The sequence below is a fragment of the Rhizobium sp. WW22 genome (genome assembly GCF_047041135.1).
GTDB lineage: Bacteria > Pseudomonadota > Alphaproteobacteria > Rhizobiales > Rhizobiaceae > Rhizobium.
On record NZ_CP178198.1, the window covers coordinates 1608464 to 1629172 of the forward strand.

The window sequence follows — 20709 nt, forward strand, 5'->3', positions numbered from 1 at the left end:
CAATAATGTTCAACTATGAACAATAAAGTACAACGATGAACAAAAATCAATCCCTTCCCTGGGACCATCCGCGTTTTCGAAGCTGGATCGCCGTGGCACGCGCCTGCCAGCTGATGCAACAATCACTTGGACGGGCATTGACGCATCTCGACATCAAGCCACCGCACCTCGACATTCTCGTCAACCTGTTTCGCTTTGAAGGCATCTCGCAGCAGGAACTCGCCCGCAAGCTATTGGTCGGCCGCTCCAATATGAGCATGCTGTTGCCCCAGATGGAAAAGCGGGGACTGATCGAACGCCGCGGGGACAAGCAGGACAAGCGCGTGCTACGCCTCTATCTAACTGCAGAGGGCCGGCGCGTCACGGAAGAAGCCATGACCATCCAGACCACGCTCATTGACCGGATGCTCTCCGATGCGCCAATCGAAGAGTGCGAAGCGATCACCGTGCATATGGAGCGCGTCGTCAGCCTCCTGATGCAGGAAGAGCGTGAACCACTGGAGCCCGTCGGCGATCAGTGATCGCCGGCTGAGCGTGCCGAAGGAACGACCCGGTTCAACGAGGCGAATTCCCAGATCGCAACGACGACGAGCACGGCCGTCGCCAGAATGCCGAGTTGATAGACCACGACCATCGGCAGGGTGAGGAGCAACAACGCCAGCCCGACGAGCCCCGCCATATGCGATAGCGGCGGCCGGCCGGTGGTTACCCCTTTGAACCAGAGATTTCCAAGCAGGAAGACCGCCGGTCCGCCCAAAATGGCGGCCGCGGCATGCATATCCGCAGCATCATGCGGATGAGCAAAGAGAAATTCATCTCCGACGACGCTCAGGATAATACCGGCCAAGATCGGAATATGCGCGTAGGTGAATGCCTGCCTAGCGAGGCTGCCGGGCGTGTCGTCATGCTCGATGCGATGGGCCGCCCTTTCATGACCAAACTGAAAGTAAATCCACCACAGAGCAACCGTGCCGACGAAGGCGGTGACGAACACCGCGACGATCAAGGGCGTCATCGGCTGCTCGGCAAAGGTCTTGCCGGCCTGCAGCACCGCTTCGCCGAGACAGATGATGATGAATAGCGCACAACGTTCGGCCAGATGCGCGCCTGATACATTCCAATCCGCCGTCGTCGATTTGCCGAGCCCGGGTACCCGGAAGCCAAGCGCTGGAGCTGCATATTCGATGATGAGCGCGATCAGCCAAAGCACAATACGAGCCTCGCCCTCAACCAGGGCGCCTGATATCCAGAAGATGCCAGACAGGATCAACCAGCTGGTGATGCGCAGGAAGTTGCGATGGTTGGCCGCGCTGGCATTCTTGAGGGCGTAGACTGTGAACAGCGAGCGGCCTACCTGCATGAAGACGTAGGCGCCGGCAAAGAAAATCGCCTTCTCGCCGAAGGCCTCAGGGATGGCAGCGGAAAGGATAAGTCCCGCAAACATCAGCGTGAACAGCATGATGCGCACCGGCATGCGGTCGGGATCGAGCCAGTTCGTTACCCAGGCGGTGAAAACCCAGACCCACCATACCGCGAAGATCAGCATGATAGCCTCGAGCGCCCCCCGTGGGGTGAAATGCTCGGCCAATGCATGCGCGAGCTGCGAGATCGAGAAAACGAAGACCAGATCGAAAAACAGCTCGACGAAGGAAACCTTGCTCTCGTTCTTGCTACCCTTGGCGCGAAGCCAGTTTTCCCTACCCCCAAGGATCATGCTTGCGTCCCCTGTCCGTTACTGGAGTTTGCTAATGCGGCTTTCCAACCGGGTCGCGGCTGAGACCCTTTTCCTTCAACTCAGCCTCATAGGCCGCAAAAAGCTCCTGGCCCTTTTCTCCAAGTTCGCGCAGATAGGACCATGTGAAAATGCCCGTGTCGTGCATGTCGTCGAACCCGATGCGAACGGCATAGTTGCCGGTCGGCGTCATCGACATGATGCCGACATTGCGCTTGCCCGGTACGGTAACCTTCTGTCCCGGTCCGTGTCCCTGGACCTCTGCGGAGGGAGACAGCACCCGCAGCATCTCTGCCGGCAAGTCGAAGCTCGCGCCGTTATCGAACGTCACCATGAGGTGACGGCGATCCTTCGAGACCCGTAATTCGGTCGGCCAAACGTCGCTCATCGATTTTCCCATGCCTTTCAATGTGTTTTCGAGAATTATGCCGCTACACGTTCACACGCAAGCATAATTGAAAGGCATTTTCCTTGACGCAACAATCGCCTATGCACACATTAGCAGTGTGATGGAGATTTGAGTGAATAGCATTGTCGGTACGATAGGCGGCGCCTCGCCGCTGGCAGCGGATAAAAGCCCGATGATTGACCCTTTCGGGCGCGCGGTCACCTATTTGCGCGTTTCCGTCACCGACCGCTGCGATTTCCGCTGCACCTATTGCATGGCCGAGCACATGACCTTCCTGCCCAAGAAGGATCTTTTGACGCTCGAAGAACTCGACCGGCTCTGTTCCGCCTTCATCGCCAAGGGCGTGCGGAAAATCAGGCTCACCGGCGGCGAACCTCTGGTGCGCAAGAACATCATGTTTCTGGTCCGCAAGCTCGGTGAGAGCGTGAAAAATGGCGCGCTTGACGAATTGACCCTGACGACAAACGGCTCGCAGCTCGCCCGCCATGCCGAAGAGCTTTACGATGGCGGCGTCCGGCGCATCAACGTGTCGCTCGATACACTGGATCCCGATAAATTCCGCACGATCACCCGCTGGGGAGATTTCTCCAAGGTGATGGAAGGCATCGACGCAGCGCAGAAAGCCGGTCTGAAGATCAAACTCAATGCCGTCGCGCTCAAAGGCTTCAACGATACCGAAATTCCCGACTTGCTACGGTTCGCGCATGGTCGCGGTATGGACCTGACTGTCATCGAGACCATGCCCATGGGCGAGATCGACGAAGACCGTACCGACCAGTATCTCCCGCTCTCCCAGTTGCGCACCGATCTCGAGGGTCAGTTCACGCTGACGGATATTCCCTACCAGACGGGCGGACCTGCCCGTTACGTCCAAGTCGCCGAAACCGGCGGTCGCCTCGGCTTCATCACGCCCATGACCCATAATTTCTGCGAGAGCTGCAATCGCGTAAGGCTCACCTGCACGGGCACGCTCTATATGTGCCTCGGGCAGAACGACGCGGCCGACCTGCGCACGGCGTTGCGCGCAAGCGAGGATGACGCCCTGCTCCATGCAGCGATAGACGAAGCCATCACCCGCAAGCCGAAGGGTCATGATTTCATCATCGACCGCACGCACAACCGTCCGGCAGTCGGTCGCCACATGAGCGTCACCGGCGGCTAAATCCCACCGAGAACATCAAATATGCAGCTTGAGCTTATTCGCAATGCGACGCTGAAGGTCACCTATGGCGACCATATTCTGCTGATCGACCCTTACTTTGCACCGCGCCACAGTCTCCCGTCCTTCACCGGCCGCTCTCTTAATCCGATGACGGAACTGCCGCGTTCCATCGACGACATTCTCCAGGGCGTCGAACTGGTGATCGTATCGCATCTCCATACCGATCATTTCGATGCTGTGGCGAAGGAGCGCGTGCCGAAAACACTGCCGTTTCTTTGCCAACCCGGTGACGAAGGACGCATCCGCGACGCTGGCTTCACAAACGTCACCCCGCTTGCGCAATCGGTCGTTTGGCAAGGGCTGACAATCACGCCGCGGCAGGGCAGCCACGGCGTCGGGCCGGTCGTGGAAAAAATGGGGCCGGTCATCGGCTTCACGCTGGAGGCCGATGGCGAACCCACCGTCTATTGGGCTGGAGATACCGTGCTCTACCCTCCGGTCGCCGAAACCATCCGCGAATTCTCCCCCGATATCATCGTCACCCATTCCTGCGGCGCCCGTTGGGATGGCGACCTGATCGTCATGGACGACAAACAGACGCTCGAAGTCAGCCGCCTCGCCCCGCAAGCGACTATTGTCGCAGCTCATATGGAAGCACTCGATCACGCGACCGTCACGCGCCAGGATCTTCGCCAAACCGCAGAGGCAGGCGGTCTCGATCCCTCGCGGCTGCTCATTCCCGCCGATGGCGAGACGCTCCATCTCGGTCGGTAATTCATTCGCAATTCATTCAATCGCGATAGCAAGCTTCAATCGAAAAGCGCCGGACATTGGTCCGGCGCTTTTCGATTCATGATGGTCTTTCTATCGATGCAGCCTTACGCAGCGCGGTAACGTGCATCCGCACTGCCATAGCTCGCATGCTCCGCCTCGCCATCGCCAGTGCGGAAGCGATCGATCTTTTCCGAAAGCATATCCACGCGCTGGCGCAGGCCGTGGATCTCCGCATTGTTCTCCTCGACCATCGCCGCGTTCCGCTGCGTGATCAGCTCGACTTCCGAAACCGCGCGGGTGACTTCCTCGATACCGGTCGACTGCTCTGTCGTAGCAGAGGAAATATCGGCAACGAGCCTCTGAACGCCGGTGACGTGGTTGATGATCTCGGTCAGGGCCGCGCCGGTCTGCTCGACCAGATGAACGCCGTTCCGCACCTGGGTGGAGCTTGCGGAAATCAAGCCCTTGATCTCCTTCGCCGCATTGGCACACCGTTGCGCAAGTTCACGCACCTCCTGAGCGACAACAGCAAAGCCGCGACCGGCCTCACCGGCACGGGCTGCCTCGACACCGGCATTCAGAGCAAGGAGGTTAGTCTGGAAGGCGATCTCGTCGATGACCCCGATGATAGTGGCGATCTTCTCCGACGAACGGTTGATCTCGCTCATGGCGCCCACAGCCTTGGCGACGACTTCGCCCGATTGGGTCGCATAGGCCTGCGTCTCGTTGACGGAGGTCGCCGTTTGCCGTGCACGATCGGCGGTCGAGCGCACAACGTCGCTGAGGCGATGCAGCGCCCGCGAACTTTCCTCGAGGGCGGCAGCCTGCTGCTCGGTGCGCCGAGCGAGGTCGTCGGCCGACATGGCAAGATTGCCAGTGCCGCCCTTGATCTCCTCGGCCGTGTAGCGAACGTCCGTCAGGGTCTCACGCAGCGCCTCGACCGCGTGATTGTAAGTGAAGGCCATTTCCACGAAGTCAGCCGAAAGATCCTCGCGCATGCCTTCTTCAAGATTGCCGTCGGCAAGCTTGGCGAGAACGTCGGCCAGCGCATTGAGTGCCTGCTTCTGCTCGGCTTCGATGCGGGCGCGCTCGGCAGCGCGACGGGCAGCCTCTTCCGCAGAGAGCGCACGGGCGCTTTCGGCTTCCCGCTCCAGCCGGACATTTTCAAGCGCGGCATCGCGGAAGACGCTGACGGAGCGTACCATGTCGCCGATCTCATCGCCGCGATTGCGGCCGTCGATCGCGACTTCCAGGTCGCCGCTTGCAAGGCGCGTCATCACGTCGGCAACGCGCTTCAGCGGACCGCGCAGGGTTTCCACGAGCATAAGGCCGCCGATGATGGCAAGCAGCGTGCCGACGATCATGGCGATGACCGAGACGTTGGCCGAACGCTCGCTATCTTCCTTGCCAAGTTCCTGTGCCTGGGCAACGAAGCCACGCAGCGAGGTCATCGCATCGGCGAGCAAGGTGTTGGACTGAACACGCGTCGTCTTCCAGTCGGCTGCCGTCTGCAGCAGATCGGCCGATCCATTGGTCAAGCCCTCGATCAGCGGCTTCATGTGAGCCGCAAAATCACGCATGGTGGCGTTAGTCGGGCCGAGCTCCGAAATCCTTGCAGCTATGCTCTGCAGATCCTTGAGATCCGCAATAACCGGTTCACGGGAGGCTGCATCGCGAACGTTTTCCATGCGCGAGGCATGCAATATCAGGCGATCGACGAGACTAAGCGCCTCATCGACATGATCCAGAAGCTCCTTTTGGCCATCGATGATCTTATCGAGGCTGACGAAGCGATCGGCGGCGGTATCGCTGTTCTTGGCCGACTGCAGGGTCATCTCGCCTTCGATCTTCACAAAGCTCTGCAAGATCGGCCCCATCGCCTCGACCTTTTGGTCCGGCGTGCCGGAGCTCTTCAATACCGCATCGAGCTTGTCGGCCGCATCAGAGGCATTGGCGACTAGGCTGGCGCCGCGCTTGGAAACCAGTGCCTTCGAAATCGTCACCTGCTTCAGGATAGCGTCCGCATAGGTACGCGCGTCCGAAATCTCCTCGGTGGAATCGGCCGCCATTTGCACTTGGATGCGCAGATTGCTCATCTTCTCCGAGAGGCCCTTATAGGCCGCAGCATCGTAGAGCAGTTCCTTGGCGAAGGTTTCCTTGTCGCTGAAATCCTTGCGGATGATGTCTATCTGCTTGCCGGCGGCCTTGGCGGTCGCCTCGATATTCTGCACCGCCTTCCGGATGGCTTCGACATCGCTATCCTGCTTCTGCTTGATGGACCAGAGCGTCGCTTCCTGCGTGCGCATCTTGGCGGCAAGCTCGGTGACCGGAATGATCTTGGCGCGCTGATCGTCACTGAGCAGCCCACTTAAGCGACGGACACCCTGTTCCTGCGCGTCGATCTTCGCGGCCAATGTCTGGCGCGTTTCATCGGAAGGTGAACCCGTGAATTCCTGCAGGGCAGCCTGAAGGTTCTCGAAATCGCTGATATTCTCGATCGTGGCGCGCGTCACGGTCATATGACCGTTCAGAATATTGGCCGTGTGATAGCCCACCAGGCCGACGCCGGCGATCAGAACCACCAGAGGCACCACGAAAATAAGGACTTTGGTGACAATCCTGCGGCCTTGCAAAAGACGATCAATGAAAAACATACGGCGCCTCAACTGGATTATTAAAAATCTCCAGCGAAGGCGGGATCGTCATTCCTGCTGCGCTGCGGTAGGTGCTTCTGCCTCATGCAAAACCGCTGTGAGCCTCTGGAAATAAGATTGAATAAGCATTAATCGCCTGCCTAAAAGCCTCTGCAATGGCAAAAAAACTGCAACCGCTGTCTCATTCCGCGACCGCAGCGCGAAAAATTACGTCAATGAATGACAAATATCTCGCAATGCACAATCGAATTTGACTGCCGCTCAAACGAATTCAACTTCGACCGAAACACAGCCGATTCCAATTTGCTGAAAACGGCGCTAATCCAGATGGGTATATTGGGGGACTCATCTTTCTCATGCGACTGACCAAGAATACGCAGGGCGCGCTCTTCATGGCGGCCTCCATGGCCGGCTTCTCCTGCAGCGATGCGCTGTCCAAGACCGTCATCGCCACGATGAATGCAGGCGAGATCATCTTCATCCGCGGCTTGTTCACGAGTTTTTTTGTGTATCTGCTTGCCCGTCGAATGGGCGCCCTGCGCAATTGGCGCGTCATCCTGCAGCCGATGATTGCGCTGCGCATCGCCTGCGAAGCTCTGGCGGCAGCGACCTACATCACCGCCCTCGGAATGATGCCCATCGCCAATGCCTCCGCTATCCAGCAGGCTGTTCCGCTTGCCGTGACGCTTGGCGCGATGATCTTCTTGAAGGAGCCGGTGGGATGGAGGCGATGGACGGCGATTGCGGTCGGCTTCGTCGGCGTGCTGATCATCATCAGGCCCGGTCGTGACGGGTTCACGACGGCGGCCCTCCTTGCTATCGCCTGCATGTTTGCGACCGCCGCCCGCGATCTGGCGACACGCTGCATAGACAAGGACGTGCCGTCGTTGATGGTCACGCTCTGCACCGCAATTTCCATATCCATATTCGGAGCATTGTGCATCATCCCCTTCGGCGGCTGGCAGCCGGCCAGCACGACGTCGCTCCTGCAGATCCTGCTGGCCTCCGTTCTGGTGCTGATCGGCTACCAGGGCGTCATATTGGCCATGCGCTCGGGCGAAATCTCTTTCGTCGCGCCATTCCGTTATCTCAGTCTCATCTGGTCGGCTCTGCTCGGATTGATCGCCTTCGGCGAAGTGCCGGACGGATGGTCTGTCTTCGGCGCAGCCGTTGTCATCGCCTCCGGCATCTATACTTTCTATCGCGAAAGCAGACGGCGGGCGGCCGAGCCTGTCGCGCAGGAATCAGAACCCCGCGTTCCCGCCTGAGGTCGCAATCATGTCCGACTTCATCGCCACTTCCGAAGATATTCCCGTCGTTCTGCTTGCCGGCGGCCGTTCCAGCCGCATGGGCGCCAACAAGGCCTTTGCAATGCTCGCCGGCGAAAGCCTGATCGCTCGTATCGCGTCGAAGATCGGGCAACGGCAGCTCAAACCGATCGCACTGAATGCCGATGCCGATTGGCCTGACGCCATGGGGATGCGGCTCATTCCGGATAGAATTCCCGGTAAATTAGGGCCGCTTGCAGGTGTGCTCGCTGCTTTGCAGGACGCGCAGTTGCATCACCCTGAGGCCTCGCACATCGCCACCATCCCCATCGACACCCCGTTCTTTCCTTCCGATCTTGTCGCGCGCCTTGCCCATGTCATTCACGACCCCGATGAGATGGCCATTGCCGCATCATTCGGTCAGGATCATCCTGTTTTCGGTCTCTGGCCCGTCTCCGCCACCGCCGATCTGGAACTATGGATCTCCTCCGACGACAAACGGCGCGTCAGGGATTTCCTCGCTCGACATAAGGTGCAGCGGGTGGAATTCCCCGCGGTCGAAACGGCAATCGGGCCTCTCGATCCCTTCTTCAACATCAATACGCCAGCCGATCTCGCCGAAGCGGAGACATGGCTGGCAGCTTTGGAAGACATGCCATGACGAAATCTCGGCCCAAAATCTTCGGCATCGCCGGCTGGAAGAATTCCGGCAAGACGGGGCTTGCGGTGAGGCTGGTCACGGAGTTCACCCAGCGCGGCTATCGCATCTCGACCATCAAGCATGCGCATCATGATTTCGATATAGACAAGGTGGGCGCCGACAGCTTTCGTCATCGCGAGGCCGGCGCGCATGAAGTCACCATCGTCTCCGGCACGCGCTATGCCATCATGCACGAATTGCGCGGCGCGCCCGAACCGAGCTTCAAAGAAATACTGACGCGTCTCGCTCCCTGCGACCTCGTCTTGATCGAGGGTTACAAGCGCGAACCCATCCCGAAAATCGAGGCGCGCCGACTGGAAGCGGTTAAGCGCGAACCGCTCGCCCCGCAGGACCCTCACATCGTCGCCATCGCCGCCGACCACCCTGTTGAAGACGCCGGTTCTCTTGCCGTTTTCAACCTCGACGATACGGTCGCAATTGCCGATTTCATCGCTGCAAAGGTCGGCCTCGAGGGCCCGTCGAATTGAGAAGGGCCGCCGGCTTCCCAGCGGCCCTTACTATCAAGCTATAAGCTGATCCCTTACCGGTTCGATGCCACCGGACGCACCAGCGGCGTGATGCGGCGGATCGTGACGCGGCGGTTTTCCTGCGACGGGCCGAGCGTATTCACCTTGAGATACTGCTCGCCATAGCCCTGGGTGACCAGGTTTTCGGCAGGAATGCCGTAGACATCCGTCAGCACGTTGGCGACCGATTCCGCGCGTTGGTCCGACAAGATCAGATTGCTTTGGGCCGAACCCACCGCATCCGTATGGCCCTCGATCAGGAAGGTTTCTGTCGGATCGCGCTTGATGATCTTCAACATGCCATCGGCGACACCGCGAAGGGTGCTCGCCTGCGACATCGGAATCTCGGCGCTGCCCGTCGCGAAGGTGATAGTATCGAGGTCGATACGGCGGATCTTGTCGCGGATACGAGCCGAATAGCGGACTTCGTTGACCGAATAGATACGCTCGACCGGCTCGACCGGCGGCTCACGCAGGAAGTCGTAATAGTCGGCATTGCGGTTCGATGCCGTATCGATGATGTACTGGCTCAACGGAATGAGCAGGCGCATCGGCGGCAGATCTTCACCCGGATCGCGGTAGTAGTCGTCATTGTCAGGACGACTTTCCAGTTCCGGCGAGTAGAACAGCACATATTCGCGGCCGCTTGCATCGATGCGCGAGCGCTGGATGATGTCGCCGTAGCGGTTGCGGATCGTGACGACGCGATCGCCATCGGGCTGATCGATCGTCTCGCGGTAGCGGTCACGCGGCAGTTGTTCGTAGACCGGCCGCTCACCGCCTCGAATGAAGCGCTCGCTATCATCGTGACGAACGACATAGGTGTTGTCGACGTTGACGATGGTCCGATTGTCCTGATTGATGATGGTCTGCACCGTCGTTCCCTGTGGCGGGGCGAAGTCCGGCCGGCGGTCGATGCGACGACCCTGCTCGCTGGTTACGGCTTCCATCTTGACCGGAGGTTGCGGTTGGCCGCCTGCTGCCGCGCGCTGGGCCTCAGCATCGGAGGTCGGCGGCTTGGTGTAAGCCGGTGGCGGCTGCTGGGCCGGAGCGGTCTGGGCCTGCCCGCTCTGCGGAGCCTGACCCGCCTGTCTGCGACCACCCTGGGCGCCTGGGGCAGCGGGATTCTGCCCGTTGTTTAGATGCTCGCCACGACGAACCGCATCCTTCTGGCTGTCCAGAACCGCGCTTCCGTTTTCGACGGGCAGGATGACGGGACCATTGGCGGAGGCGGGATTCTCCGCGATCTTCTTACGGCGCTCCAGTTCCTGCGGCGAGACCTGCTCGGCGGGAGGCAGCTGGATTTCGCCAGCCTGCTGGCCATTGCCGTTGGCGGCGGGAGCCGTTGCACCAGCTTGAGCCGGCGTCGCGGCGCCATTGGCCGGTTGCTGCTTGCCAGGCTGCGGCGTTGCCGGGTTGCCAGCCTGTGCTGGCTGTCCTTGCGGCGTGCCCTGCTGTGCCGGCTGCTGAGGAGTGGCCGCGGGCTGCTCGCCCTGCTGCTGGTTCTGCGGCTGTTTGCCGTGGGTCTTGTCCCCACCCTGCTTCTGCCCCTGCTCAGTGCCAGGGGTCACAGGCGTTCCGGGCTGTGCCTGCGTCTGAGGCTGCGTCTGCGTTCCCGGCTGTACCTTATGTCCCTGGGCAGGTTCACCGGCCGGTGCCGGCTGCTGCGCGGCGGGCTGCTTTGCCGGAGCCTCGGTCTGACCTTGCGGCTTGGGTTGAGCGTTCTGTTCGGGCTGCGCCTGCTTTCCAGGCTGGGCTCCCTGATTCGGCTGTTCGCCCGCGGTGGGAGCCTGCTTTTCGGCCGGCGCCGGCTGCTGCGCCTTCGAACCAGGCTTGGCCTTCGGCTCCGGCTTGACCTCGGGCTGCGCTTCCGTAGCAGGCTGCTGTTCTACCTTCGGCTGCGGCGCTTCGGCCGGCTGCTGCTTTTGCGGCTTCGGTTGCTCTTGCTCCACAGGCTGCTTGGCTTCGGGCTGCTTGACCTTCGGCTTCGGCTGCGGTGCTTCCGGCTCTGCCTGGGGAGCGACGGACTTGGGCTGCGGCTTCTCTTCGGGTTGTGCCTGAGGCTCTTCGGCGGGTTGCTGACGTTGCTTCTTCGGAGGCTCAGGCGGCGCCTCTGCGGCCGGCTGCTGCTTCTGCGGCTTCGGCTGCTCCTGCTCGGCGGGCTGCTGATGCTCGGCCTTCGGCGGCTGCGCTTCCGGCTGTTGCTGCTTCGGCGCCTTCTGCTGCGGCTCACCCTCGGGCTCAGCCTGCTTCATCTGGTGCTGCTGCTCGCCACCACCCTGATGCTTCTGACCCTCCCCGCCTTCGGCAGGCTTCTTGTGCTTGAGCTGCTCTTCATCGGGCTGAGCTGCCGGCGCCTCCTGCTGCGCCACCTCGAAACTTGTATCTGCGGCGGTCGCGGCTGCGCCGGCGATGCCGTTGTTAAGCGGTACGATTGGCTGTTCACGAAGGGCCGCGGCTGCTGCCGGCTCGAAGGCGAGCGATAGCGAAAGCAGCGGAAACGCGGCGCTGGCAAATAGTCTGGATCGCTTTCCCATAGGGTCTCCTCTTATGATCTTTGTCCGCCGAATTGCGAATCTGAGCGGCAAGGCGATTGCCTCAGGAACCCGGCCAATTTTCGGTTCTCATGAGGCTGAATCGCGGCAAGCCGCTATATGTTCCCGCACTATTAGGTTGCCGTAATTAACCCTGCCTGAACGCAATGGATGGCTTACATTCAGATTTGCCTGTGTAGCGCGTGCATTACGGCGGCATTGCGCAAAGGCAGATTGCCTTTGTAATTCCAGTTGCATTTTCCCAAAAAAAAGTACGAATATCGCCGCGAGGCGGGCCACCAGCCCGCTCCACTCGAGCCGTCTGCCAAAAACAATAATGGGCTGCCGGCCACCAACAGAGAGGGTCAATATGCGCATCTCCACTCGTCTTATTGCCGCCGCGTCCTTCGCCGCAATGTCGCTCGTCGCCGGTGCGGCGCTTGCCGATGGCGACACGATCGTCTTCGGCACGGACGCGACCTACCCGCCTTTCGAATCGCTTGACGCCGGCGGCAAGTTCACCGGCTTCGACATCGATATAACCAATGCGCTTTGCGATCACATGAAGGTCAAGTGCACCTTCGTGAACCAGGATTTCGACGGCATCATTCCCGCCCTGCAGGCCAAGAAGTTCGACGCGATCATCTCGTCCATGTCGATCACGCCCGAGCGCGAGAAGATCGTCGACTTCACCAACAAGATTTACAACACGCCGCCAGCAATCGCCATTCCGAAGGACTCCACTCTCAAGGAAGCGACCGACGAAGCCCTGAAGGGCAAGACGATCGGCGCACAGTCCTCCACGACGCATGCCAACTATGCGTCCGCCCACCTGAAGGATGCCGAGCTCAAGCTCTATCCGTCGGCTGACGAATACAAGCTCGACCTCAGCAACGGCCGTATCGATGCAGCCATCGACGACGTCGTCGTGCTGTCCGAATGGGTGAAGTCCGATGCAGGCAATTGCTGCAAGATGCTCGGTACGCTGAAAAGCGACCCGGTCATCAACGGCGTCGGTGCTGGCATCGCCATCCGCAAGGGCGACGCGGCCCTCAAGGACAAGCTGAACGCCGCGATCGCTGCGATCCGCGCTGACGGCACCTACAAGAAGATCCAGGACAAGTATTTCGATTTCGACGTCTACGGCGATTGATCGCCCGTCGATTCCCTGGGAAAAGACGACGGCGGAAGCTTGCCCTTCCGCCGTTTTTGTTTGACAACGAGATGAATATAAGCAGAAACGCGGCAAAAGCCGCTAGGGGAAATATGGCATGAGCGGATTGTTTTCCGCCCTTGGTTCCTTGTGGACCTGGTTGAGTACGATTTTTGACCCATTGTGTGGTCCGGCTGGACTGTTCACTCTGTTCGGCCAAAATACGATGCTCGCCTGTGGCGACACGGGATGGGGCGACGAGCTAGCCGGTGGCTTGAAGATCACCATCACCGTCTCCGTCCTGACGCTGCCGCTCGGCATCGTCATCGGGTTCTTCGTCGCGCTGGCGCAGCAATCGGAAGAGAAATCGCTGAGGCTCGCCGCTGGTGTCTTCACGACGATTTTCCGTGGCCTGCCGGAGCTGCTGACGCTCTTCATCATCTACTATGGCATGCAGATCCTCTTGCAGTCCGTGCTCGCCAAATTCGGTTATGACGGCCCCGTTGAGATCAACGCCTTCGCGGCCGGCATGGTGGCGCTGGCAATCGTCTTTTCCGCCTATTGCTCGGAAGTCCTCCTCTCTGCCTTCAAAGCCATTCCCAAAGGTCAATATGAGGCAGGCGATGCACTTGGATTTCATCGAGCGCGAACCATGCGGCTTATCATCGTGCCGCAACTGGTGCGTATTTCCCTGCCAAATCTCGGGAACCTCTGGATGAACCTGCTGAAGGATACGTCTTACGTGTCCATCATCGGCCTTGCCGATATCATCAGGCAGACGGGGATTGCCGTTCGCGCCACCAAGGCGCCCTTCACCTTCTATTCCATCGCCTGCCTGTTTTATCTGACACTGGCCGTCATCTCTTCCGTCGGCCTCTTCTATCTCGATCGATGGGCTAAACGCGCGGAGGTCCATCGATGAGCCATGCCGAAGTTCTGATCGCCGCGCAGCCGGCACCGCCGAAGACGGTCACGAAGCTGTCCAAGGCGCGCATCGCCGGTTATTTCTTTCTGACCCTCTGGGCCATTCTCGGCATTTCGCTGCTGGCGATGATTATAAGCGGGTGGGATGTCGACAAGCTCGAAACCTATGGGCCACGGCTGCTTCACGGTCTCTGGATCACGGTCAAGCTGGTCGCAACATCCTTTATCCTCGGCGCGATTCTCTCGATACCGCTGGCCTTTGCCCGCATGTCGAGCAACAAGATCCTGAGCACGCTGACCTATTGCTATGTCTATCTGTTCCGCGGCACGCCGCTGCTGGCGCAGATTTTCATGGTCTATTACGGTTTCCCGAGCTTTCGCTGGTTCTTCGAGGATATCGGCCTCTGGTGGTTCTTCAAGGACCCCTTCTATTGCGGCGTTTTCGCCATGACGCTGAATACGGCGGCTTATCAGACGGAAATCGTCCGGGGCGCCATTCAGAGCGTACCGAAGGGCCAGCGGGAAGCGGCCAGCGCCCTAGGTATCCATACCTGGATCGCCTTCCGCAAGATCATCATTCCACAAGCGCTCATCGTGGCGCTGCGCCCCTATGGCAACGAGATCATCCTGCTGATCAAGAGTTCGGCAACCGTCTCCATTATTACGGTCTTCGACCTGATGGGCGAAACACGCTACGCCTTCTCGCGGACCTACGACTACCAGATCTATCTCTGGGCTGCGATCTTCTATCTCGTGATTGTCGAACTTATGCGAAACGGCTGGGCGCGGATGGAAGGCGGGCTGACACGGCACCTCAAGCGCTGATCCTGCCAAGGCGGCGTCTGGGCGCAGCCTTGGCAGCACTCACATGCAGTCGCTGCTAATACATTGATTTCTGTGAATAAATTTCCATCATGACATTTTTGTAAAGCTTGAGTTTACCATCTGTTGTTTCCATATTTGAGTGACCATGAGTCACGAACAAGAATGGGAACGGAAAGAGAAAGCTCATGCATAACGACATGCAAAAGCAGTTGCAGGGTTATGGGTTGACGACGGCGCAGATCTTCTACCGCCTGCCCGATCATCCGCAATTCCTGCAGACCTATATCTGGCAGGATTATGATCTCGCCCCGAACTTCCCGGAAATGCGCGGCTTCCTGAAATTCTGGCAGGAAACGCTGGATGGCCCGCTGCATTCCGTGCGCTATGTCCATCGCAAGCTGATTTCAGCAACCGAATGGCGGGCGCTAAAGGGAGAATTCATCCTGCACTAGCCGCATCGGGTCTTCGGCATCACCAATGCGCCCGCTGGGCGACACGGCAAGCATTGCAAAAGCCGATCAACCGCCTTAATGCCTGCGTGACGAATGGAAGGGCTGTCACTCATGGCAAAGAAGAAGATCGACGAAGACGCGCTTGCGGAAGCCTATAACCAGGCACTGGCACTGGAGAAGGCGGGCGATATCGACGCTGCGGTTCAGGCCTATGAGAAGGTGCTGGCTCTCGATCCGGAAGACCATGGTGGAGCAGCCGTGCGCATCGCCTCGATGGGACGCGGCGAGACGCCGGCTAAGGCGCCGGACGCCTATGTCGAAACCCTGTTCGACCAGCATGCCGAGGTTTTCGAGGATGTGCTGGTGGAGCAGCTCGGCTACCACGTCCCGGTTCTCGTGCGCCAGCGCCTGCAGGCTCTCGGCCTCGGTCCCTTCAAGCGTATGCTCGACCTCGGCTGCGGTACTGGCCTCACCGGCGGCACGCTGCGCGATATCGCCGAGGATATCACTGGCATCGACATTTCCGAAAACATGGTCGAAGTCGCGCATGAAAAGGATATTTACGAAACGCTCTTCGTTGCCGAGGTCGAGGATTTTCTCGACGACAATGACGAGGACGCCTTCGATCTGATCACCGCGACTGATGTCCTGCCCTATCTCGGCGCGCTGGAACCCCTCTTCTTCGGCGCCGCCGAAAACATGACGCCGCGCGGCCTCTTCATCTTCTCTTCGGAGACCCTGCCTGAGGCGACCATGGCCGGACGTCCCTATATGGTCGGCCCTCACCAGCGCTTTGCCCATTCCGAAGCCTATGTGCGCGAAAGGCTGACTGCGACCGGCTTCGAACTCGTCGAAATCACCGACATCAACGTCCGTATGGAAGATGGCCAGCCGACCCCGGGTCATCTGGTCATTGCCCGTCGTCTCGCCGATTGAGGCAAAATACATCCCATCGGAAATAGTTATCCATTTGGATAACTATTTCCTTGCGCGGCGACCGGCGAGCTGATACTTAGCCATTCAGATAAGTATCAGCTCGAATCTTGATCTTAGAAAGGTCGCCGCATGTCCCTTATTCTCTACCAGCATCCCCTCGCCTCCTTTTGTCACAAGGTGTTGATGGCGCTCTATGAAAACGGGACGCCGTTCGAAAGCCGCATCATAGATCTCGGCAATGCGGAATCGCGCGCCGCGCTGGTGCGCCTCTGGCCGCTCGCAAAATTTCCGGTGCTTCGCGACGAAGCCCTCGACAGCACCGTTCCCGAGACCAGCATCATCATCGAATATCTCGACCGGCATTATCCCGGCGCAACGCAACTGTTGCCGACCGAACTTTCGGATGCCCTGTGCGTCCGGCTCTGGGATCGCTTTTTCGATCTCTATGTGCAGGAGCCGATGCAAGCGATCGTCGCGGACGCGCGCCGGGCAGAAAGGGACAAGCGCCCGCAAAGCGTCGCCGATGCCGAGACCTTGCTGCGCACGGCTTATGGCATGATCGAAAAGCAGCTGGACGGAAAGATCTGGATCACCGGCGACAGCCTGACCATGGCCGATTGCGCCGCCGCGCCGGCTCTCTTCTATGCTGAAACCCTTGTCCCCTTTGGCGAAGAGCATGATCGGCTGAAGGCATATTATAGACGCCTCGTCGAGCGCCCTTCCTTCGCCCGCGTCCTGCAGGAAGCAATGCCTTATTTCCATATGTACCCTTATAGTGACAAGCTGCCGGCGCAGTTCCGGCCGGAAAAGCCGAATGCTTGAAGAATCGCAGGCGCTCGACCGCATGTTCCAGGCCCTGTCCGATCAAAGCCGCCGCGGCATGATCGACAGGCTCGGGCGTGGACCAGCTTCCGTCACGGAACTGGCGCAGCCGCTCGACATGGCGCTGCCGACGGTGATGAAACATCTGCAGGTGCTCGAGACGAGCGGGCTCGTGCTGTCGGAAAAGACCGGCCGGGTGCGCACCTATCATCTGCGCAAGGAAGCGCTCGCAGCCGTCGAACGCTGGATTGCCGAGCGCAAAGCATCCTGGAACCAGGCCTTCGACCGGCTCGACATATTTCTGGCAGACACATCGACGGAGACGACAGACGAATGAGCATAAGATCGACAGATCATACGACGATCACCATAGAGCGTCATTTCAAAGCCCCCCTGCCGAAAGTCTTCAATGCCTGGGCAATACCGGAACAGAAGCAGCAATGGTTCGCTTGCCATGGCGATTGGAAGTCGCTGGAGTTCCAGCTCGATTTCCGTGCCGGCGGCAGCGAAAGCAGTCGCGTCGCCTCAACCGAGGGCGTCATTCATGCCTATCAGGCGCGATATATCGACATAGTTCAGAATGAGCGTTTCATCTACGCCTTCGACATGATGCTCGACGACGTCAGAATCTCCGTATCGCTCGCAACGGTCAGCTTCGCCCCCGAGCCCGGCGGCACGAAAATGACCTTCGTCGAACAGGTCGCGTTCCTCGACGGCTACAGCGACAACGGTTCGCGCCTCATGGGCACGGAAATCGGCTTCGATAATCTCAAGCTCTATGTCGAGGGAGACGATAGCAGGCCGAATTAAGCCCGCGCATCACCGAGGATTGCCCCCAGCAGCTGCCCTTCGAGCTCTGCGAGCGCCGGATTGCCGTGACGGCGGGGATGCGGATAGGGAATGTCGAGATCGAGCACGATCCGGCCCTCGTCCAGCACAACAACCCGATCGGCCAGATGCACGGCTTCGCTGACATCGTGCGTCACGAGCACGGCGGTAAAGCCGAGCTCCCGCCAAACGCGGTTCAGCAGCTCCTGCATGCTGATGCGGGTCAAAGCATCCAGCGCACCGAGCGGCTCATCAAGCGCGAGGATACCGGGTTTGCTGACGAGCGCACGGGCAAGCGCCACGCGCTGCCTCTGTCCACCGGAAAGGCTGGATGGCCATTCATCTACCTTCTCGGCAAGCTGTACCTCGGAGAGAACCGAAGCCGTTTCCTTCTTCGATACGTTTTGCGGCACGCCCTCGCCCAAGCCCACCGCAACATTGTCAGCGACGGAAAGCCAGGGCAGCAACCGCGGCTCCTGAAAGACGATGCGTGTATTGGGCTGTGTGTCACCACCATCGACCGCTTCAAAGCGAAGATGGCCTGCGCTCGGCTCTTCCAGCCCCATCAGGATGCGCAGCAGAGTGCTCTTGCCGCAGCCGCTCTTGCCGATGACGGCGACGAACTGACCAGCGGGAATATCGAGATCGATGCCGCGCAGGACGCGGTTGTTGCCGAAACTCTTCTCGAGACCCTTGATGTGGATAGCCGCAGCACCCGCAACTTGCGGCGTGATATCTGCGGCCTCTGCCCGTGGGCGATCGAGTGTGTTGACGCTCATGGGAAGCTCCTCAATTCCGATAGGCCGGATTCCAGCGCAAAGCCCTGCGCTCGATCGCCCGTGCGACGACATCGGCAAGCTTGCCGAGAATGGCGTAGATGACGAGCGTCAGCACCACGACATCAGTCATGCCGAACTCGCGGGCATTGTTGGCCATGTAGCCAATGCCCGACGATGCCGCGATCGATTCGGCAACAATGAGCGTCAGCCACATGATGCCGAGAGCAAACCGCAAGCCGACGAGAATGGACGGAAGTGCGCCGGGGAAGATGACCTTCCGGAACAGCGTCCAGTTGCTCATGCCGTAGACCCGTCCCATCTCGATCAGCCCGCGATCGACATTGCGCACGCCGTGATAGGTGTTGAGATAGATCGGGAAAAGCACTCCGAGCGCCGTCAGGAACAGCTTGGATTCCTCGCCGATCCCGAACCAGAGAATGACGAGCGGTACCATGGCGAGATGCGGAATGGTTCGCAGCATCTGCAGTGTCGTATCGGTCAGCTGTTCCGACAGCCGCGACACGCCGTTAGCGATGCCAAGCAGAAAGCCGATCGAGCCGCCAACCAACAGGCCGGCAAAGGCGCGGCCGGCGCTGACCAAGATATTGTTTGGGAGTTGGCCCGAAATCGTGGTCTGCCAGAAGGCGACCACGACTGCCGCCGGCGACGGCATAATACGATTGGAGATCCATCCAAGCGACGAGCCGAGCTGCCATGCCGCGATGACGACAACCGGCAGCAGGAACGGCAGAAATCTCTGGAACGAGATGCCTTGCCGCGCGCCCCTGGCCTGGCGCGTGCGCCGTTCCGAGGCCACGCGGACGAAGGACGTGTCGAATGCCGACATGGGGATCTCCCTTTTGAGCTGGCGTTACGAGCCGGAAACGACCTTCAGATTGCCGCCATGGCTGCCGCCGGCAAAAATCTGCTTGGCGCCGAACTCGTTGCGGAACCCGGCGCGCTGCTCGTCACGCTTCAATCCCAGCTCGGGGAACAGAAGCTCTGCAACACGATAGGCTTCCTCCAGATGCGGATAGCCCGAGCCGATCACGGTTTCGATGCCGAGCTCCTGATACTCACGCAGCCTTGCGGCAACCGTCTTCGGCGAGCCGACGAGTGCCGTACCCGCACCGGCGCGCACCAGACCGACGCCAGCCCAAAGGTTCGGCGACACCTCGAGCTTGTCTCGGCGACCGCCATGCAGCGCGGCCATGCGCTTCTGCCCGACGGAATCGGACTGGTTGACGAATTGCTCTTGGGCTTCGCGGATCGTCTCGTCATCGAGCTTGGAAATCAGCTTGTCGGCCGCAGCCCATGCCTCTTCGTCCGTCTCGCGAACGATGAAGTGAAGGCGAATGCCGAAGCTGACCTCGCGTCCACGCTTGGCGGCTGCGGCCCGCACCTTTGCAATTTTTTCCGCCACCAGTGCCGGCGGCTCGCCCCAGGTCAGATACTTGTCGACACGGCCGACGGAGAATTCGATGCCAGCATCGGAAGAGCCGCCGAAATAGAGCGGCGGGCGCGGTGCCTGCACCGGCGGCAGGCCGAGCCTTGCATTGGTGGCCTTGATATACTTACCCTCGAAAGTGGACGATCCCGTCTCCAACAGCTCCTCCCAGACATGGAAGAATTCATCGGCATGGGCGTAGCGTTCATCGTGTTCCAGATGAATGCCGTCACCGGCGAGCTCCGCCGGGCTACCGCCAACGACAATGTTCAGCAGCACGCGGCCGTTCGAGACGCGATCGAGCGTCGACGCAAGGCGCGCATAGTAGGCCGGCGAGGCGGTGCCCGGACGGATCGCGACCAGGAACTTCAGCTTCTGCGTATGCGCCGAGAGCGCCGCGGCCGTCACGAAAGACTCTTCGCAGGACACCCCCGTCGGAAGCAACACGCCGGTATAACCCAGCCGGTCGACTGCCTGCGCGATCTGCTGGAGATAGCCGATCTCCGGGCCGCGGTTGAGATCGGCCGTACCCAGATAGGTGCCGTCACCGGAGGTCGGGATGAACCAGAGAAAATCGATGGGTTTTGCGGTCGCGGTCATGAAGCTTTCCTGCTTTCTGGATGCGCGTGGTCGGGAGCCACCTCCCGATGTTCGATCCGGATAATGGCATAGACTATCGATTACATCGACAATATAGATTTTCTAATTGTCGGCGTTTGACGAAATATTTTGCCCATAAAGTCCGCGCCCGTAGTGTTAGGGGCGCAGACGATATCCGTGGGT

General features: G+C 59.7%; 21 protein-coding genes. 14 read left to right on the forward strand and 7 right to left on the reverse strand.

Features of this window, described 5'->3' with window-relative positions; all coding sequences use genetic code 11:
- The first annotated feature begins 35 nt into the window (after positions 1–35).
- Positions 36–521, forward strand: coding sequence for a MarR family transcriptional regulator (locus ACK83U_RS08010; RefSeq protein WP_112606306.1), 486 nt, complete (start codon positions 36–38; stop codon positions 519–521).
- Here ACK83U_RS08010 and ACK83U_RS08015 read toward each other — a convergent pair.
- Together ACK83U_RS08015 and ACK83U_RS08020 are read right to left on the reverse strand one after the other, a co-directional pair.
- Positions 515–1714, reverse strand: a complete 1200-nt coding sequence (locus ACK83U_RS08015) for a low temperature requirement protein A (protein WP_112606304.1) — start codon at positions 1712–1714, stop codon at positions 515–517. The genes ACK83U_RS08010 and ACK83U_RS08015 overlap by 7 nt on opposite strands.
- Before the next feature lie 31 nt (positions 1715–1745).
- A complete protein-coding gene (locus tag ACK83U_RS08020; RefSeq protein WP_112334830.1) occupies positions 1746–2120 on the reverse strand; it encodes a gamma-butyrobetaine hydroxylase-like domain-containing protein in 375 nt (124 codons plus the stop codon).
- 133 nt (positions 2121–2253) lie between these two features.
- Here ACK83U_RS08020 and moaA point away from each other — a divergent pair, with 133 nt between their 5' ends.
- Both moaA and ACK83U_RS08030 read left to right on the forward strand, forming a co-directional pair.
- Entirely contained in the window at positions 2254–3303 is a 1050-nt protein-coding gene (gene moaA, locus ACK83U_RS08025) for a GTP 3',8-cyclase MoaA (protein WP_112606302.1), read from the forward strand.
- A gap of 21 nt (positions 3304–3324) precedes the next feature.
- Entirely contained in the window at positions 3325–4077 is a 753-nt protein-coding gene (locus ACK83U_RS08030; RefSeq protein ID WP_112606300.1) for an MBL fold metallo-hydrolase, read from the forward strand.
- Positions 4078–4181: 104 nt separating this feature from the next.
- On the opposite strand, the gene ACK83U_RS08035 is transcribed toward ACK83U_RS08030, so the two are convergent.
- Positions 4182–6731, reverse strand: a complete 2550-nt coding sequence (locus ACK83U_RS08035; RefSeq protein WP_112606298.1) for a methyl-accepting chemotaxis protein — start codon at positions 6729–6731, stop codon at positions 4182–4184.
- Between the two features lie 356 nt (positions 6732–7087).
- Between ACK83U_RS08035 and ACK83U_RS08040 the strand changes: the two genes are divergently transcribed.
- Genes ACK83U_RS08040 through mobB form a run of 3 tightly spaced genes read left to right on the forward strand, consistent with a single transcriptional unit; the run spans position 7088 to position 9187 of the window.
- Positions 7088–7999, forward strand: coding sequence for a DMT family transporter (locus ACK83U_RS08040; protein ID WP_112606296.1), 912 nt, complete (start codon positions 7088–7090; stop codon positions 7997–7999).
- Between the two features lie 10 nt (positions 8000–8009).
- On the forward strand, positions 8010–8660 hold the full coding sequence (gene mobA, locus ACK83U_RS08045) for a molybdenum cofactor guanylyltransferase MobA (protein WP_112606294.1): 651 nt from the start codon (positions 8010–8012) through the stop codon (positions 8658–8660).
- Entirely contained in the window at positions 8657–9187 is a 531-nt protein-coding gene (gene mobB / locus ACK83U_RS08050) for a molybdopterin-guanine dinucleotide biosynthesis protein B (RefSeq protein ID WP_112606292.1), read from the forward strand. Before mobA ends, mobB begins: the two co-directional genes overlap by 4 nt.
- A gap of 53 nt (positions 9188–9240) precedes the next feature.
- Here the strand turns inward: mobB and ACK83U_RS08055 are convergent, their stop codons facing one another.
- Positions 9241–11763 (reverse strand): OmpA family protein, encoded by a 2523-nt coding sequence (locus tag ACK83U_RS08055; protein WP_112606289.1) that lies wholly within the window; start codon positions 11761–11763, stop codon positions 9241–9243.
- 367 nt (positions 11764–12130) lie between these two features.
- Here ACK83U_RS08055 and ACK83U_RS08060 point away from each other — a divergent pair, with 367 nt between their 5' ends.
- The 8 genes from ACK83U_RS08060 (at position 12131) to ACK83U_RS08095 (ending at position 17682) form a co-directional block, all read left to right on the forward strand.
- The gene (locus ACK83U_RS08060; protein WP_015340138.1) at positions 12131–12913 is read left to right on the forward strand and encodes a lysine/arginine/ornithine ABC transporter substrate-binding protein; all 783 of its coding nucleotides are present in this window, start codon (positions 12131–12133) and stop codon (positions 12911–12913) included.
- Between the two features lie 118 nt (positions 12914–13031).
- A complete protein-coding gene (locus ACK83U_RS08065) occupies positions 13032–13835 on the forward strand; it encodes an ABC transporter permease (RefSeq protein ID WP_095435085.1) in 804 nt (267 codons plus the stop codon).
- Positions 13832–14662, forward strand: coding sequence for an ABC transporter permease (locus tag ACK83U_RS08070; protein WP_112334674.1), 831 nt, complete (start codon positions 13832–13834; stop codon positions 14660–14662). Before ACK83U_RS08065 ends, ACK83U_RS08070 begins: the two co-directional genes overlap by 4 nt.
- Positions 14663–14847: 185 nt before the next feature.
- A complete protein-coding gene (locus tag ACK83U_RS08075; protein WP_015340141.1) occupies positions 14848–15114 on the forward strand; it encodes an usg protein in 267 nt (88 codons plus the stop codon).
- Positions 15115–15225: 111 nt separating this feature from the next.
- Positions 15226–16050, forward strand: a complete 825-nt coding sequence (locus ACK83U_RS08080) for a methyltransferase domain-containing protein (protein WP_112606286.1) — start codon at positions 15226–15228, stop codon at positions 16048–16050.
- A 129-nt stretch (positions 16051–16179) separates the two neighbouring features.
- Positions 16180–16872: a glutathione S-transferase family protein gene (locus ACK83U_RS08085; RefSeq protein WP_112606283.1), complete on the forward strand. Its 693-nt coding sequence runs from the start codon at positions 16180–16182 to the stop codon at positions 16870–16872.
- Positions 16865–17209: a metalloregulator ArsR/SmtB family transcription factor gene (locus ACK83U_RS08090; protein ID WP_112606280.1), complete on the forward strand. Its 345-nt coding sequence runs from the start codon at positions 16865–16867 to the stop codon at positions 17207–17209. The genes ACK83U_RS08085 and ACK83U_RS08090 overlap by 8 nt, the downstream gene beginning before the upstream one ends.
- Positions 17206–17682 (forward strand): SRPBCC family protein, encoded by a 477-nt coding sequence (locus ACK83U_RS08095; protein ID WP_112606277.1) that lies wholly within the window; start codon positions 17206–17208, stop codon positions 17680–17682. Before ACK83U_RS08090 ends, ACK83U_RS08095 begins: the two co-directional genes overlap by 4 nt.
- Here the strand turns inward: ACK83U_RS08095 and ACK83U_RS08100 are convergent.
- From ACK83U_RS08100 to ssuD, 3 genes are read right to left on the reverse strand one after another with little or no spacing between them, the layout of a single operon-like run.
- Positions 17679–18479, reverse strand: coding sequence for an ATP-binding cassette domain-containing protein (locus ACK83U_RS08100; RefSeq protein WP_112606274.1), 801 nt, complete (start codon positions 18477–18479; stop codon positions 17679–17681). The two genes, ACK83U_RS08095 and ACK83U_RS08100, sit on opposite strands and share 4 nt — an antisense overlap.
- Before the next feature lie 10 nt (positions 18480–18489).
- A complete protein-coding gene (gene ssuC / locus ACK83U_RS08105; RefSeq protein WP_112606271.1) occupies positions 18490–19326 on the reverse strand; it encodes an aliphatic sulfonate ABC transporter permease SsuC in 837 nt (278 codons plus the stop codon).
- A gap of 24 nt (positions 19327–19350) precedes the next feature.
- Complete coding sequence (gene ssuD / locus ACK83U_RS08110) at positions 19351–20526, reverse strand: FMNH2-dependent alkanesulfonate monooxygenase (protein WP_015340148.1); 1176 nt, start codon at positions 20524–20526, stop codon at positions 19351–19353.
- Positions 20527–20709: the final 183 nt, after the last annotated feature.